The sequence below is a fragment of the Pseudomonas sp. NBRC 111119 genome, from assembly GCF_001320125.1.
Classification (GTDB): domain Bacteria; phylum Pseudomonadota; class Gammaproteobacteria; order Pseudomonadales; family Pseudomonadaceae; genus Aquipseudomonas; species Aquipseudomonas parafulva.
In genome coordinates, this window is sequence record NZ_BCAV01000005.1 from 41,073 (window position 1) to 55,006 (window position 13,934).

The 13,934-nt window shown below is 63.1% G+C and carries 11 protein-coding genes; 8 read left to right on the plus strand and 3 right to left on the minus strand.

Annotated features, from left to right (window positions below; all coding sequences use genetic code 11):
• Positions 1–2 precede the first annotated feature (2 nt).
• From betB to selO, 5 genes are all read left to right on the plus strand, one after another.
• Positions 3–1,475: a betaine-aldehyde dehydrogenase gene (gene betB, locus APH25_RS01040; RefSeq protein ID WP_060480781.1), complete on the plus strand. Its 1,473-nt coding sequence runs from the start codon at positions 3–5 to the stop codon at positions 1,473–1,475.
• 155 nt (positions 1,476–1,630) lie between these two features.
• On the plus strand, positions 1,631–3,322 hold the full coding sequence (gene betA / locus APH25_RS01045) for a choline dehydrogenase (RefSeq protein WP_060480782.1): 1,692 nt from the start codon (positions 1,631–1,633) through the stop codon (positions 3,320–3,322).
• 229 nt (positions 3,323–3,551) lie between these two features.
• Positions 3,552–5,294 (plus strand): potassium/proton antiporter, encoded by a 1,743-nt coding sequence (locus APH25_RS01050; RefSeq protein WP_028631993.1) that lies wholly within the window; start codon positions 3,552–3,554, stop codon positions 5,292–5,294.
• A 35-nt stretch (positions 5,295–5,329) separates the two neighbouring features.
• Entirely contained in the window at positions 5,330–8,638 is a 3,309-nt protein-coding gene (gene mscK, locus APH25_RS01055) for a mechanosensitive channel MscK (RefSeq protein WP_060480783.1), read from the plus strand.
• A gap of 44 nt (positions 8,639–8,682) precedes the next feature.
• A complete protein-coding gene (selO, locus tag APH25_RS01060; RefSeq protein WP_060480784.1) occupies positions 8,683–10,143 on the plus strand; it encodes a protein adenylyltransferase SelO in 1,461 nt (486 codons plus the stop codon).
• 228 nt (positions 10,144–10,371) lie between these two features.
• Here selO and APH25_RS01065 read toward each other — a convergent pair whose 3' ends face one another.
• From APH25_RS01065 to APH25_RS01075, 3 genes are all read right to left on the minus strand, one after another.
• The gene (locus APH25_RS01065) at positions 10,372–10,728 is read right to left on the minus strand and encodes a type II toxin-antitoxin system HigA family antitoxin (RefSeq protein ID WP_028631996.1); all 357 of its coding nucleotides are present in this window, start codon (positions 10,726–10,728) and stop codon (positions 10,372–10,374) included.
• Positions 10,718–11,026 (minus strand): type II toxin-antitoxin system HigB family toxin, encoded by a 309-nt coding sequence (locus APH25_RS01070; protein WP_028631997.1) that lies wholly within the window; start codon positions 11,024–11,026, stop codon positions 10,718–10,720. The genes APH25_RS01065 and APH25_RS01070 overlap by 11 nt, the downstream gene beginning before the upstream one ends.
• A gap of 70 nt (positions 11,027–11,096) precedes the next feature.
• Complete coding sequence (locus APH25_RS01075) at positions 11,097–11,870, minus strand: ParA family protein (protein ID WP_060480785.1); 774 nt, start codon at positions 11,868–11,870, stop codon at positions 11,097–11,099.
• A 302-nt stretch (positions 11,871–12,172) separates the two neighbouring features.
• Here APH25_RS01075 and APH25_RS01080 point away from each other — a divergent pair, with 302 nt between their 5' ends.
• From APH25_RS01080 to APH25_RS01090, 3 genes are read left to right on the plus strand one after another with little or no spacing between them, the layout of a single operon-like run.
• Positions 12,173–12,892, plus strand: coding sequence for a beta-ketoacyl synthase chain length factor (locus APH25_RS01080; protein ID WP_028631999.1), 720 nt, complete (start codon positions 12,173–12,175; stop codon positions 12,890–12,892).
• The gene (locus APH25_RS01085) at positions 12,868–13,686 is read left to right on the plus strand and encodes a 1-acyl-sn-glycerol-3-phosphate acyltransferase (RefSeq protein ID WP_060480786.1); all 819 of its coding nucleotides are present in this window, start codon (positions 12,868–12,870) and stop codon (positions 13,684–13,686) included. The genes APH25_RS01080 and APH25_RS01085 overlap by 25 nt, the downstream gene beginning before the upstream one ends.
• Positions 13,655–13,927 carry a phosphopantetheine-binding protein gene (locus APH25_RS01090; RefSeq protein ID WP_028632001.1) on the plus strand — a complete coding sequence of 91 codons (273 nt, stop codon included), beginning with the start codon at positions 13,655–13,657 and terminating at the stop codon, positions 13,925–13,927. Before APH25_RS01085 ends, APH25_RS01090 begins: the two co-directional genes overlap by 32 nt.
• Positions 13,928–13,934 lie beyond the last annotated feature (7 nt).

The window sequence follows — 13,934 nt, forward strand, 5'->3', positions numbered from 1 at the left end:
CTATGGCCCGTTTCGGAACGCTAAAACTCTACATTGATGGCGGTTACGTGGATGCTGGCAGCGATGCCACCTTCGAAGCCATCAACCCGGCCACCGGCGAAGTGCTTGCCCACGTGCAGCGTGCCACCGAGGCTGACGTCGAGAAGGCCGTCGCCAGCGCCGAGCGTGGCCAGAAGGTGTGGGCGGCCATGACCGCCATGCAGCGCTCGCGCATTCTGCGCCGTGCCGTCGACATCCTGCGTGAACGCAATGACGAACTGGCCATGCTGGAAACCCTGGACACCGGCAAGTCGTACTCCGAAACCCGCTATGTCGACATCGTGACCGGTGCCGACGTGCTGGAATACTACGCAGGCCTGGTGCCGGCCATCGAGGGCGAGCAGATCCCACTGCGCGAATCGTCCTTCGTCTACACCCGCCGCGAGCCCCTGGGCGTTACCGCAGGCATCGGCGCCTGGAACTACCCCATCCAGATCGCCCTGTGGAAATCCGCACCGGCGCTGGCCGCCGGCAACGCGATGATCTTCAAACCGTCGGAAGTGACCTCGCTGACCACCCTGAAACTGGCCGAGATCTACACCGAAGCTGGCCTGCCTGATGGCGTGTTCAACGTACTGACCGGCAGCGGCCGCGAAGTCGGCGGCTGGCTGACCGAGCACCCGCGCATCGAGAAAATCTCCTTCACCGGCGGCACTACCACCGGCAAGAAAGTCATGGCCAGCGCCTCGAGCTCGTCGCTCAAGGAAGTGACCATGGAACTGGGCGGCAAGTCGCCCCTGATCATCTGCGCCGACGCCGACCTGGACAAGGCCGCCGACATCGCCATGATGGCCAACTTCTACAGCTCGGGCCAGGTGTGCACCAACGGCACCCGCGTGTTCATCCCGGCCGAGCTGAAAGCTGCCTTCGAAGCCAAGATCGTCGAGCGCGTGGCACGTATCCGTGCTGGCAACCCGGAAGATGAAAACACCAACTTCGGCCCCCTGGTCAGCTTCCAGCACATGGAAAGCGTGCTGGGCTACATTGCCAAGGGCAAGGAAGAAGGCGCCCGCGTACTGTGTGGCGGCGAGCGCATGACCGACGGCCTGTTCGCCCAGGGCGCATTCGTGGCACCGACCGTGTTCACTGATTGCACCGACGACATGACCATCGTCAAGGAAGAAATCTTCGGCCCGGTAATGAGCATCCTCAGCTACGAAACCGAGGAAGAAGTGGTACGCCGCGCCAACGACACCGAGTACGGCCTGGCAGCGGGCGTGTGCACCAACGACATCAGCCGCGCCCACCGCATCATCCACCAGCTCGAAGCGGGTATCTGCTGGATCAACGCCTGGGGCGAGTCGCCGGCCGAAATGCCGGTGGGTGGTTACAAGCAATCGGGTGTAGGCCGTGAGAACGGCATCAGCTCGCTGGCCCAGTACACCCGCATCAAGTCGGTTCAAGTCGAACTGGGCGGTTACGCGTCGGTCTTCTGATCCACAGCGTCTAGCTCGCTACTCGCTGCAAGAAAGCGCCGGCTGGCAACCTGCCAACCGGCCCTTGCAGGCCTCGTCCATCCGTGAGCTTCGCACGGCTGCTGTTCCTTGCAGCTCGCAGCTTGAAGCTCGCCACTGCTTCCGGAGGAAGCCCCATGGAATACGATTACATCATCGTGGGTGCCGGCTCTGCCGGTAACACCCTGGCCACCCGCCTGACCGAAGATGCCGGCACCACCGTGCTGCTGCTCGAAGCCGGTGGCCCCGACTACCGTTTTGACTTCCGCACCCAGATGCCCGCCGCCCTGGCCTTCCCGCTGCAGGGCCGCCGCTACAACTGGGCCTACGAGACCGACCCCGAACCGCACATGGATGGCCGCCGCATGGAGTGTGGCCGTGGTAAAGGCCTGGGCGGATCGTCGCTGATCAACGGCATGTGCTACATCCGTGGCAACGCCATGGACTTCGACGGCTGGGCCGAGCTGCCTGGCCTGCAGGACTGGACCTACCTGGACTGCCTGCCGTACTTCCGCAAGGCCGAAACCCGCGACATCGGCCCCAACGATTACCACGGCGGCGAAGGCCCGGTCAGCGTCGCCACGCCCAAGGCTGGCAACAACCCGCTGTTCCACGCCATGGTCGAGGCCGGCGTGCAGGCCGGCTACCCGCGCACCGAAGACCTGAACGGCTACCAGCAGGAAGGCTTCGGCCCGATGGACCGTTCGGTGACCAAGAACGGTCGCCGCTCCAGCACCGCCCGCGGCTACCTGGACCAGGCCAAGAAACGCCCCAACCTGACCATCGTCACCCACGCCCTCAGCGACCGCGTGCTGTTCGACGGCAAGCGTGCCGTGGGCGTGACCTACCTGGTGGGCGATAGCGAAGAGCGCGTCGAAGCGCGCGCGCGCAAGGAAGTGATCGTAAGCTCCGGCGCCATTGCCTCGCCGCAACTGCTGCAGCGCTCCGGCGTGGGCCCGCGCGCCCTGCTGGAAACCCTGGGTGTGCCGGTGGTGCACGACCTGCCAGGCGTGGGCGAGAACCTGCAGGACCACCTGGAGCTGTACCTGCAGTACGCCTGCACCCAGCCGGTCTCGCTGTACCCGTCGCTGCTGTGGTGGAACCAGCCGGCCATCGGTGCCGAATGGCTGTTCAATGGCACCGGCATTGGCGCCAGCAACCAGTTCGAGGCCGGTGGCTTCATCCGCACCCGCCCCGAGTTCAAGTGGCCGAACATCCAGTACCACTTCCTGCCGGTCGCCATCAATTACAACGGCTCCAACGGCGTGAAGGAGCACGGTTTCCAGGCGCACATGGGCTCGATGCGTTCGCCAAGCCGTGGCCGCGTGCAGGCCAAGTCCAAGGACCCGCGCCAGCACCCGAGCATTCTGTTCAACTACATGGCCACCGAGCAGGACTGGCAGGAATTCCGTGACGGTATCCGCCTGACCCGCGAAATCATGGCCCAGCCGGCGCTGGACCCTTACCGTGGCCGCGAAATCAGCCCGGGCGCGCACGTGCAAACCGACGAAGAGCTGGATAAGTTCATCCGTGAGCACGCTGAAACGGCGTTCCACCCGTCCTGCTCGTGCAAGATGGGCACCGACGACATGGCCGTGGTCGATGGCGAGGGCCGCGTGCATGGCATGCAGGGCCTGCGCGTGGTCGACGCCTCGATCATGCCGATCATCATCACCGGTAACCTCAACGCCACCACCATCATGATTGCCGAGAAAATCTCGGACAAGATCCGTGGTCGCCAGCCATTGCCGCGCAGCACTGCCCGGTATTACGTGGCGGGCGATGCGCCGGTGAAAGGCGCGCCGATGCGTGAAGTGAAGCAGGCGTAAGCCGGCCCACAGGTAGCGCATCCCCTGCGGTCCTTGTGACCAGCCTGTAGCAGCGGGTTCACCTGTGAAGCCCGCCCATAGGCAGCATGGATAAAGGCACCCACTGAGGTGCCTTTTGTACATCTGCAGAAACGCTTTACATGCTGGCAATTCATCGGGTTAGAATCGATTGGCACGCGACTTGCCAGTCAAGCCTCATTCTTCCCGCAATATCCCGGAGTACCTGCCTTTGGATGCCAGCACCATCAACAGCCTGTTCCTGATCGGCGCATTGCTGGTGGGCGCAAGTATTCTGGTCAGCTCGCTGTCATCGCGCCTGGGCATCCCCATTCTGGTCATCATCCTCGCCGTCGGCATGGTCGCGGGCGTGGACGGCGGCGGCATCATCTTCAACAACTACCCCACCGCCTACCTGGTGGGCAACCTGGCGCTGGCCGTCATCCTGCTCGACGGCGGGCTGCGCACCCGGGTTGCCAGCTTCCGCGTCGCCTTGTGGCCAGCGCTGTCGCTGGCCACGGTGGGGGTCATGATCACCACGGCGCTGACCGGCATGGTCGCCGCCTGGCTGTTCAACCTCAGCCTGATCCAGGGCCTGCTGATCGGCGCCATCGTCGGCTCCACCGACGCCGCGGCAGTATTCTCGCTGCTGGGCGGCAAGGGGTTGAACGAGCGGGTCACCGCCACCCTTGAAATCGAATCGGGCAGCAACGACCCCATGGCGGTGTTCCTCACCGTCACCCTGATCGACATGATTGCCAGTGGCCAGACCGGGCTGCACTGGAGCCTGCTGGGCCACCTGCTGCGCGAGTTCGGTATCGGCGGGCTGCTGGGCCTGGGCGGTGGCTGGCTGATGCTGCAACTGGTCAACCGCATCAACCTGGCTGGCGGCCTGTACCCCATTCTGGTGGTGGCCGGCGGCCTGGTGGTGTTCTCGCTGACCAACGCGCTGCACGGCAGCGGCTTCCTGGCCGTGTACCTGTGCGGCCTGGTGCTGGGCAACAAGCCAATCCGCAGCCGCCATGGCATCCTGCACATGCTCGACGGCATGGCCTGGCTGGCCCAGATCGGCATGTTCCTGGTGCTGGGGCTGCTGGTGACGCCCCACGACCTGTTGCCCATCGCGGTACCGGCACTGGGCCTGGCCCTGTGGATGATCCTGGTGGCACGCCCGCTGTCGGTGGTGGCTGCACTGCTGCCGTTCAAGGCCTTCCACGGGCGTGAAAAGGGCTTCATTGCCTGGGTCGGCCTGCGCGGCGCAGTCCCCATCATCCTGGCGGTGTTCCCGCTCATGGCCGGCCTGCCCGACGCCCAGCTGTTCTTCAACCTGGCCTTCTTCATCGTGCTGATATCGCTGCTGGTCCAGGGCACCAGCCTGCCATGGATGGCCAAACTGCTGAAGGTGACCGTGCCGCCAGACCCGGCGCCCATTTCACGCTCGGCGCTGGAGGTGCACATCACCAGCGAGTGGGAAATGTTCGTGTATCGCCTGGGCGCAGAAAAGTGGTGCATTGGCGCAGCCCTGCGCGAACTCAAGATGCCCGAGGGCACCCGGATTGCCGCGCTGTTCCGTGGCGAACAGCTGCTGCACCCCACCGGTAGCACGGTGCTGCAGGTGGACGACATGCTTTGCGTCATCGGCCACGAGCACAACCTGCCCGCACTGGGCAAACTGTTCAGCCAGGCGCCGCAGCGCGGCCTGGACCTGCGCTTCTTCGGTGACTTTGTGCTCGAAGGTGACGCAGAGTTGGGCGCGGTGGCGTCCCTGTACGGCCTGAAAGTGGACACCCTCGACGCGCAAATGCCGCTGGCGCAGTTCATCCGACAGAAGGTCGGAGGCGCGCCAGTGGTAGGCGACCAGGTGGAATGGAACGGCACGATCTGGACCGTGGCGACCATGGACGGGAACAACATCCAGAAAGTGGGCGTCAGATTCCCCGAAGGAACGCGACCAGGACCAGGATTGTTCCTCTAAACTTCGTTTCTGCCTGATCCATAAGTAGCCTGCCTATGTCCTTTCGCGTGTACCTGCGCACAGCCCTGCTGGGGCTGTGCCTGTCCCTTTCCTTCGCAGCCGCTGCGGCAGAAGCCCCAACCACCGCCAGCGTGCAGAACAGCCTCGACAAAATTGCCGACCGCAAGCTGCCCGAAGCGGATCAGAAGGCCCTGCAGCAGGTGCTGGAACAGACCCTGAACCTGCTGGCCAGCAAGGAAGACAGCGAACGCAAGCTGGCCGCATTGAAGCAGCAGTTGGCCAATGCCCCGAAGGAAACCAGCGAAAGCCAGAAAGAACTGGCCCGGCTCAAGCAAAGCCCGGCGCAACCGGTAGCGCAGCGCTATGCCAGCCTGTCTGTGCCGCAGCTTGAACAGATGCTCAGCGAGCGCACCACCCAGCAGGGCGAGCTGCAGAAGGCACTGTCCGAAGCCAACAGCCTGATCATCAACTCGCAGACCCGCCCGGAGCGGTCCCAGGCCGAGATCAGCAGCAGCCAGGCACGTACCCAGCAGATCAACAGCACCCTCAAAAGCGGCAAGGACGCCGGCAAACCGATCAGCGCCGACCTGCGCAACCAGCTCAATGCCGAACTGGCTTCGCTCAATGCGATGACCACGCTGCGCCGCCAGGAACTGGCTGGCAACAGCCTGCTGCAAGACCTGGGCAATGCCCGCCACGACCTGCTGATCGAACGCGCCGCACGCCTTGAGCAGGAAATTCAGGACCTGCAGACCCTGATCAACAGCAAACGCCTGGCCCAATCACAGGAAACCGTGACCCAGCAGTCGATTGAGGCGCAAAAAGCCGGTGGCAGCAGCCTGTTGGCAACCGAGAGCGCGACCAACCTGCAACTGTCCGACTACCTGCTCAGAAGCACCGACCGGCTCAACGAACTGACCCAGCAGAACCTGCGGACCAAGCAGCAGCTCGACAGCCTAACCCAGGCCGACCAGGCACTGGACGAGCAGATCAACGTGCTCAAGGGCAGCCTGCTGCTGTCCAAGATCCTCTACAAGCAGAAGCAGACCCTGCCCCACCTCAAGCTGGACCGTGACCTGGCTGACCAGATTGCCGACACACGGTTGTACCAGTTCGAAGTCAACCAGCAGCGCGAACAGATGAGCAGCCCGGTGAGCTATGTGGACAAGCTGCTGGCCGGGCAACCCCAGGAAGAGGTGACGCCCCAGCTGCGCAAAGCGCTGCTGGAGGTGGCGATCACCCGCAGTGACCTGCTGGAGCGGCTTAACCGCGAGCTGTCGGCGTTGCTCAACGAGTCCATCACCCTGCAGCTGAACCAGAAGCAACTGCTGGGTACGGCACAGAGCCTGCGTACCACGCTGGACGAGCAGATGTTCTGGATCCCCAGCAACAAGCCCCTGGACTGGGACTGGCTGACCTACGTGCCCCAGCGCCTGGCCGACCAGGTAGCCAACCTGCCCTGGAGCTCGGGGCTGAACGAGCTGGCGGACGGCCTAGTGCAGCGCCCGCTGCTGTTCCTGCCGCTGCTGCTGGTGATCGGTGGCCTGCTGTGGCGGCGCAAGAACCTGTACGCCAGCATCGACAAGGTCCACCAGGATATCGGCCACTTCCGTCGAGACAGCCAGTGGCATACGCCGCGGGCAATCTTGATCAACATCCTGCTGGCAATGCCGGTGAGCCTGGGCCTGGCCCTGTGCAGCTACGCCCTGCAGATCGACGCCCGTGGGCAGAACGCCAACCTGGGCGCCGCCTTGTGGCAACTGGCCCAGGCCTGGCTGGTGTTCTACACCGCCTATCGCATCCTGTCGCCAGGCGGGGTGGCGGAGGTGCACTTCCGCTGGCACAAGCCTCAGGTCGAATTCCTGCGTGGCTGGGTGCGCCGCCTGGGCACCGTGGTGCTGGCCCTGGTTGGCGTGGTGGCCGTGGCGGAGCATCAGCCCTCGGCGCTGGCGGATGACGTACTGGGCATCGGCGTGGTACTGACCTGCTACGCGCTGATGGCCTGGCTGCTCAGCCGCCTGCTGCTGAGCAGCCCGGCACACCGCGACACCTCGCTGTTCCGCAAGGCCGTGGGCGTGGCGTTCACCGCGCTGCCCATCGCCTTGTTCATGGCCGTGTGCTTCGGCTACTACTACACCGCGCTGAAGCTGACCGACCGGCTGATCTACACGCTCTACCTGCTGCTGTTCTGGCTGGTGATCGAAGCTGCCTTCGTGCGCGGCCTCTCGGTGGCAGCGCGGCGCCTGGCCTACCAGCGTGCGCTGAGCAAGCGTGCGGCGGCCAAGGAGGGGCTGGACGGTGAGGTCATCATCGAAGAGCCCACCCTGGATATCGAACAGGTCAACCAGCAATCCCTGCGCCTGATCCGCCTGGCCCTGCTCGGCGGGTTCATTGCCGGGCTGTACTGGGTATGGGCAGACTTGATATCGGTGTTCGCCTACCTCAACAACTTCGTGCTGTACGAGTACACCAGCGGTACTGGCGCGGCCGCCAGCATGGTCCCTATCAGCCTCGGCGACCTGCTGGGCGCGCTGGTGATCGTGGGCATTACCTTCGCCCTGGCCGGCAACCTCCCTGGCCTGCTGGAGGTGCTGGTGCTGTCACGGCTGAACCTGGCCCAGGGCAGCGCCTACGCCACCACCACGCTGCTGTCGTACACCATCGTCGGGGTGGGTATCGTCAGCACCCTGTCCACCCTGGGGGTGAGCTGGGACAAGCTGCAATGGCTGGTGGCGGCACTGTCGGTGGGCCTGGGTTTCGGCATGCAGGAAATCTTCGCCAACTTCATTTCCGGCATCATGATCCTGTTCGAACGCCCGGTGCGCATCGGCGACACCATCACCATCGGCAACCTGTCGGGCACGGTCAGCAAGATCCGCATCCGGGCCACCACCATCACCGATTTCGACCGCAAGGACATCATCGTCCCCAACAAGACCTTCATCACCGGCCAGCTGATCAACTGGTCGCTGACCGACACGGTCACCCGCGTGACGCTCAAGCTTGGCATCGACTACGGCTCCGACCTGGACCTGGTGCGCGACCTGCTGCTCAAGGGTGCCCACGAGAACCCGCGCGTGCTCAAGGACCCGGAGCCGCTGGTGTACTTCCTGCAATTTGGCGAAAGCTCGCTGGACCACGAACTGCGCATGCACGTGCGCGACCTGGGCGACCGCAACCCGACACTGGACGAGATCAACCGCTACATCAACCGTGAGTTCAAGGCCCACGACATCAAGATCTCGGTACGCCAAGTGGAGGTGTTCCTGATGGACACCAAGGGTGGCAAGCAGCAGCTGATCCCGCAGGACCCACCCAAACCCGATGGCACTGCTGCGGTGTAGCAGGCTCGAATGCCTTATGCTTCGCTGAACTTCAGGAGCCGCCTGTGAAAGCACTCGACCAACTGAGCTTCGACAATCGCTTCGCCCGCCTGGGCGACGCCTTCTCCACCGAGGTGCTGCCAGAGCCTATTGCAGAGCCGCGCCTGGTGGTGGCAAGCCAGGCAGCCATGGCCCTGCTGGACCTGGACCCGGCTCAGGCCGAGCTGCCAGCTTTTGCCGAGGTATTCAGCGGCAATAGCCTGTGGGACCAGGCCGAGCCACGGGCCATGGTCTATTCCGGGCACCAGTTCGGCAGCTACAACCCGCGCCTCGGCGATGGCCGCGGCCTGCTGCTGGCCGAGGTGGTCAACGATGCAGGTGAGCACTGGGACCTGCACCTCAAGGGTGCCGGCCAAACCCCGTATTCGCGCATGGGCGATGGCCGCGCCGTGCTGCGCTCATCCATTCGCGAGTTCCTCGCGTCCGAAGCCCTGCATGCCCTGGGCATCCCCACCAGCCGGGCGCTGTGCGTGGTCGGCTCCAGCACCCCGGTGTGGCGCGAAACCCGCGAGAGCGCTGCAATGCTGACGCGCCTGGCCCACAGCCACGTGCGCTTTGGCCACTTCGAGTACTTCTACTACACCAAGCAGCCCGAACAGCAGCGCCAGCTGATCGACCACGTGTTGCAGCAGCACTACGCCGAGTGCCTGACGGCCGAGCAGCCCTACCTGGCCATGTTCCGCACCATCGTGGAACGCAACGCCGAGCTGATCGCCCGTTGGCAGGCTTATGGTTTCTGTCATGGGGTGATGAACACCGACAACATGTCGATCCTGGGCATCACCTTCGACTTCGGCCCGTTCGCGTTCCTCGATGATTTCGATGCCAACTTCATCTGCAACCACTCCGATGACCGGGGCCGTTACAGCTATGCCAACCAGGTACCCATCGCCCACTGGAACCTCAGCGCGCTGGCCCAGGCGCTGACCACGGTGATCGAAGTGGAGCCGCTGAAGGACGCGCTGGGGCTGTTCCTGCCGCTGTACCAGGCGCACTACCTGGACCTGATGCGTCGGCGCCTGGGGCTGACCACTGCCGAGGATGACGACATGGCGCTGGTCGAGCGCCTGCTGCAGCGCATGCAGAGCGGCGGCGTGGACTACAACCTGTTCTTCCGTACCTTGGGCGACCAGCCGGTGGCCGAGGCGTTGCAGCGGGTAAGGGACGACTTCATCGACCTGGCTGGCTTCGACGGCTGGGCAGCGGACTACCTGGCACGCTGCGCCCGCGAACCTGCCAACGCCGAAGGCCGGCGTGCGCGCATGCATGCGGTAAACCCGCTTTATGTGCTGCGCAATTACCTGGCACAGAAGGCCATCGAAGCGGCTGAAGGCGGGGATTACGCGGAGGTGCGGCGCCTGCATGCAGTGCTTTGCAAACCGTTCGAAGAGCAGCCAGGGATGGAAGCCTATGCCCAACGCCCGCCGGAGTGGGGCAAGCACCTGGAAATCAGCTGCTCTTCCTGATTCAGGCGTTGTGGGTAGGGCTGCACACAATGGGTTGATCTGAAAAGAATCTGTTGGAGCAACTGTCTTCCGCAAAATCTGAACGCTGGCGCAATCCACGTTGTGGGAACGGCTCCAGCCGCGAACACCGGCGAAGCCGTTGCCATACCCCGCGCTATTTGCTTCGCGGATAAACCCCACAGTGAATAGGCCTTGCTTACTGAAACACTGCCCTATACGTGTGACTTCTTACGCGCCTGCCAGCAATGATTCGTAAGGAATGCGGAGGCCATCATGGAGACGCTTGATCATCGAGAGACTCAAGCCCCGTTTACCATTTAGCACTTCCGATACTCGGCCACTTGCGCCGATATAGGGTTCAAGATCCCGTGCAGTAAGTCCCTGTTGGTCCATGCAAAATTTAATGGCTTCAATCGGGGTAGCAGGATGGATTGGGTAGTGCTTGCTTTCGTAAACTTCGATCAGCGTGACTAGAACTTCCATTTCATCGGCCTCAGCTGTGCCAGCCTCTGCTTGGAAAATAGCTTCTAGCCTCTCGAATGCCGCTCGCAGATCATCATAATTGCGGATCGGTTTAATATTCATTGACTGTCTCCACGTCGATTTCGTCATACCGCTCGTGCGTACCGATGAACTTAACCCATGCAATACCCGCACGGTATTGAATCTCCACGACTAGCCGATACTTATTGCCTCCAATATTGAAGACAACGCGGTTATTGCCACAGACACTGGCACTACCCATTTGATTCTTCACATCCTGTGGCGTTCGCCATTCTGCCTTGAGCACGATGTCATGCCAGCTTTCGAGGGCCGATTTGGCGTCTTGACGGCCAGGCGACTCCCAAAATTTCACCAAACTGCTCTTGGCAATAATACGCATCCGGGCCAATCTCCCTTTTTGGGAGATTATGCCGAGAGTTTACCGCCGCAGCAAGCTCTCGCCAAGCCAGCTACGCCCCCCGCTCCAGCAAATCGTGCAACTCCACGAATTGCTGTGTCAGCTTGTGCCGGGGTTCGAGGTGGATCAATGGCAGGCTGGCGTGGTGCGATTCGCGCATTTTCACCGAGCTGCCCAGGTAAACCGGCAACACGGGCAAGCCTTCGGCCAGTAGCTCGTCGAGCATCTGCTGGGGCAGGCTGGCGCGGGCCTGGAACTGGTTGACCACAATGCCTTCGACCTGCAGGTCTTCGTTGTGGTCATCTTTCAACTCTTCGATTTCCGCCAACAGGCCGTAAAGGGCCTGGCGCGAGAAGCTGTCACAATCGAAAGGAATAAGCACCCGATCGGCAGCGATCAACGCTGAAACCGCATAGAAATTCAGCGCAGGCGGTGTATCGATGTAAATCCGGTCGTAGTCCTCGTCCAGCGCCTCGAGCAACTTACGCAGCTTGTTGATCTTGTGCTTGGCCTCGAGCTTGGGCTGCAAGTCGGCAAGCTCTGCCGTGGCAGTGACCACATGCAGGTTGTCGAACGGGGTTTCGTAGATGTCCACCTTGTTCTTCTTGGCGACCGGCCCGCTGGACAAACTCTGCTTGAAGAAATCGGCAATACCCATGGGGATGTCATCGCCGGTGAGGCCGGTGAGGTACTGGGTGGAATTGGCCTGGGCATCCAGGTCTATCAGCAGGGTACGGTAACCTTCATGGGCACTTACCGCCGCCAGGTTGCAGGCGATGCTCGATTTGCCCACGCCACCTTTCTGATTGAATACCACGCGCCGCATGGCTGATCTCCGTGTGTAGACGAGTGCCCGAGTATGTGCGGGCCACGTGACAATAACCAGCACCGTCGCAGGCAATAGCAGCCTGCCAGCACGCAGCACCGGCTGTCGGAAACAGGCAACTATTCGATCAGACGTTGCCACACGCGATTGAAGGCGTTGTCTGTTTGGATCCGAATCCATTGCTACATGCACGCCGCACCGGGATAATGCGCGCCACTCGACGAACGCACCCACCCTTGCAGGCATGCGCCGAGTCATTCCCTCGGCATGGAAGTCCCTCGGGGCGGGAAAGAGAAACCACTGTGATCACCTTTGATATCACCCAATGGCGTGCCTGGGCTCCGGGCCTTTCGGCGCCTGCTGATTGGCAGGCCTGGGCCTGTGGGCAGCAGCCACCCGCTGGCGATGCCGCGGCACCCGACGTGGCCTTTTTGCCCGCGATGCAGCGGCGGCGGCTCAGCCACATGGCGCGAATGGCGTTCGCCGTGGGCTGGCCCCTGGCCGAAGGGCAGCCGCAGCTGCCACTGGTGTTCGTTTCACGGCATGGTGAAACACCGCGTACGTTCTCGATCCTCAGCGAGCTGGCGGCGAAACAGCCGTTGTCGCCTACCCAGTTCAGCCTGTCGGTACACAACGCAGTAATCGGCCTGTGGTCGATCCTGCGCGGGTCCACGTGCGAAATGACCGCGCTGGCCGCCGCTGGCGACGGCTTTGAGCAAGGCGTTCTGGAAGCGGCCGCGCTGCTGGCCGAAGGTGCGCCAGCCGTGTTGCTGATCGTCACCGAGGAGCAACCACCGCAGGTGTATGGGCCGTGGATAGACGACGTGCCCTTCGCCTATGCGCTGGGCCTGTTGCTGACCCCGGGCAAGCAGTGGCAGCTGGCACCCGCAACCACCGCTGAACCGTCACGGCACGGGGCATTGCCCCATGGCCTCAGTTGGCTCAAGGCCATGTTGACGGGCTGCGATTCTTTCACCCACACATGGATGCGTCGTACATGGAACTGGCACCGTCAGCTGTGAGCAGGCCCCGCGACGCCTACCATTGGCGCCTGCTGGCAACCGCCGCGAGCTTCTTTGTATTTGGCTTGGGCTGCCTGGCCCTGCGCCTGCTGGTGTTCCCGTTGCTGGCGTGCCTGCCTGGGGGCAGCGGCCGCCATCGCCTGCGTGCGCGGCGCACCATCAGCTGGCTGTTCTGGCGCTTCGTGCGCTTCATGCGCGCCGCCGGCGTACTCACCTACCAGATCGACGGGGCAGAGCGCCTGGGCCGGCCCGGGCAGATGATCATCGCCAACCACCCTTCGCTGATCGATGTGGTGTTCCTGATTGGCCTGGTGCGCCAGGCCAACTGCGTGGTCAAGCAAAGCCTGTTCGACAACCCGTTCACCCGCGGGCCGGTCAGCGAAGCCCAGTACATCGGCAACAACGGCAGCATGGACATGCTCGACGCCGCCGTCGACTCGCTGCAGCAGGGCCAAACGCTGGTGATCTTCCCCGAAGGCACGCGTACCCCGCCAGGCCAAGCGCCGGCCTTCCATCGCGGGGCCGCCGCCATCGCCCTGCGTGGCGCGAAAATGGTCACCCCCGTCACCATCAGGGTCGGCCCCACCACGCTGACCAAGAACGAACCCTGGTACCGCATTCCCAGCCGCCGCGTGCACCTTACCTTCAAGGTAGGTGCCGATATCGATCCCCAAGTGTTCAGCGCCCTGGGCCCGGCGCCCAAGGCCTCTCGCCTGCTGAACGATTACCTGCATGACTACTTCCTCAAGGAGCTCGCCGCCGATGAGCGCGCCACAGCAAGACCTCAACCGTGACCTCAAACAGCTGATCATCGACGCCCTGGGCCTCGAGGACATCAGCGTCCAGGACATCGACGACGAACAGACCCTGTTCGGCGAAGGCCTGGGCCTGGATTCGGTCGATGCGCTGGAGCTTGGCCTGGCGATCCAGAAGCGCTACGGCATCAAGATCGATGCCGATGCCAAGGACACCCGCAACCATTTCAGCAACGTCGCCACCCTGGCGGCATTCGTCACTGCCCGTCAGGCCGCCTGAGACCGCA

Coding starts and splice junctions, on each gene's coding strand:
- betB (WP_060480781.1), top strand. CDS start 3: ATGGCCCGTTTCGGAACGCTAAAACTCTACATTGATGGCGGTTACGTG.
- betA (WP_060480782.1), top strand. CDS start 1,631: ATGGAATACGATTACATCATCGTGGGTGCCGGCTCTGCCGGTAACACC.
- mscK (WP_060480783.1), top strand. CDS start 5,330: ATGTCCTTTCGCGTGTACCTGCGCACAGCCCTGCTGGGGCTGTGCCTG.
- APH25_RS01065 (WP_028631996.1), bottom strand. CDS start 10,728: ATGAATATTAAACCGATCCGCAATTATGATGATCTGCGAGCGGCATTC.
- APH25_RS01070 (WP_028631997.1), bottom strand. CDS start 11,026: ATGCGTATTATTGCCAAGAGCAGTTTGGTGAAATTTTGGGAGTCGCCT.
- APH25_RS01075 (WP_060480785.1), bottom strand. CDS start 11,870: ATGCGGCGCGTGGTATTCAATCAGAAAGGTGGCGTGGGCAAATCGAGC.
- APH25_RS01085 (WP_060480786.1), top strand. CDS start 12,868: ATGGAACTGGCACCGTCAGCTGTGAGCAGGCCCCGCGACGCCTACCAT.
- APH25_RS01090 (WP_028632001.1), top strand. CDS start 13,655: ATGAGCGCGCCACAGCAAGACCTCAACCGTGACCTCAAACAGCTGATC.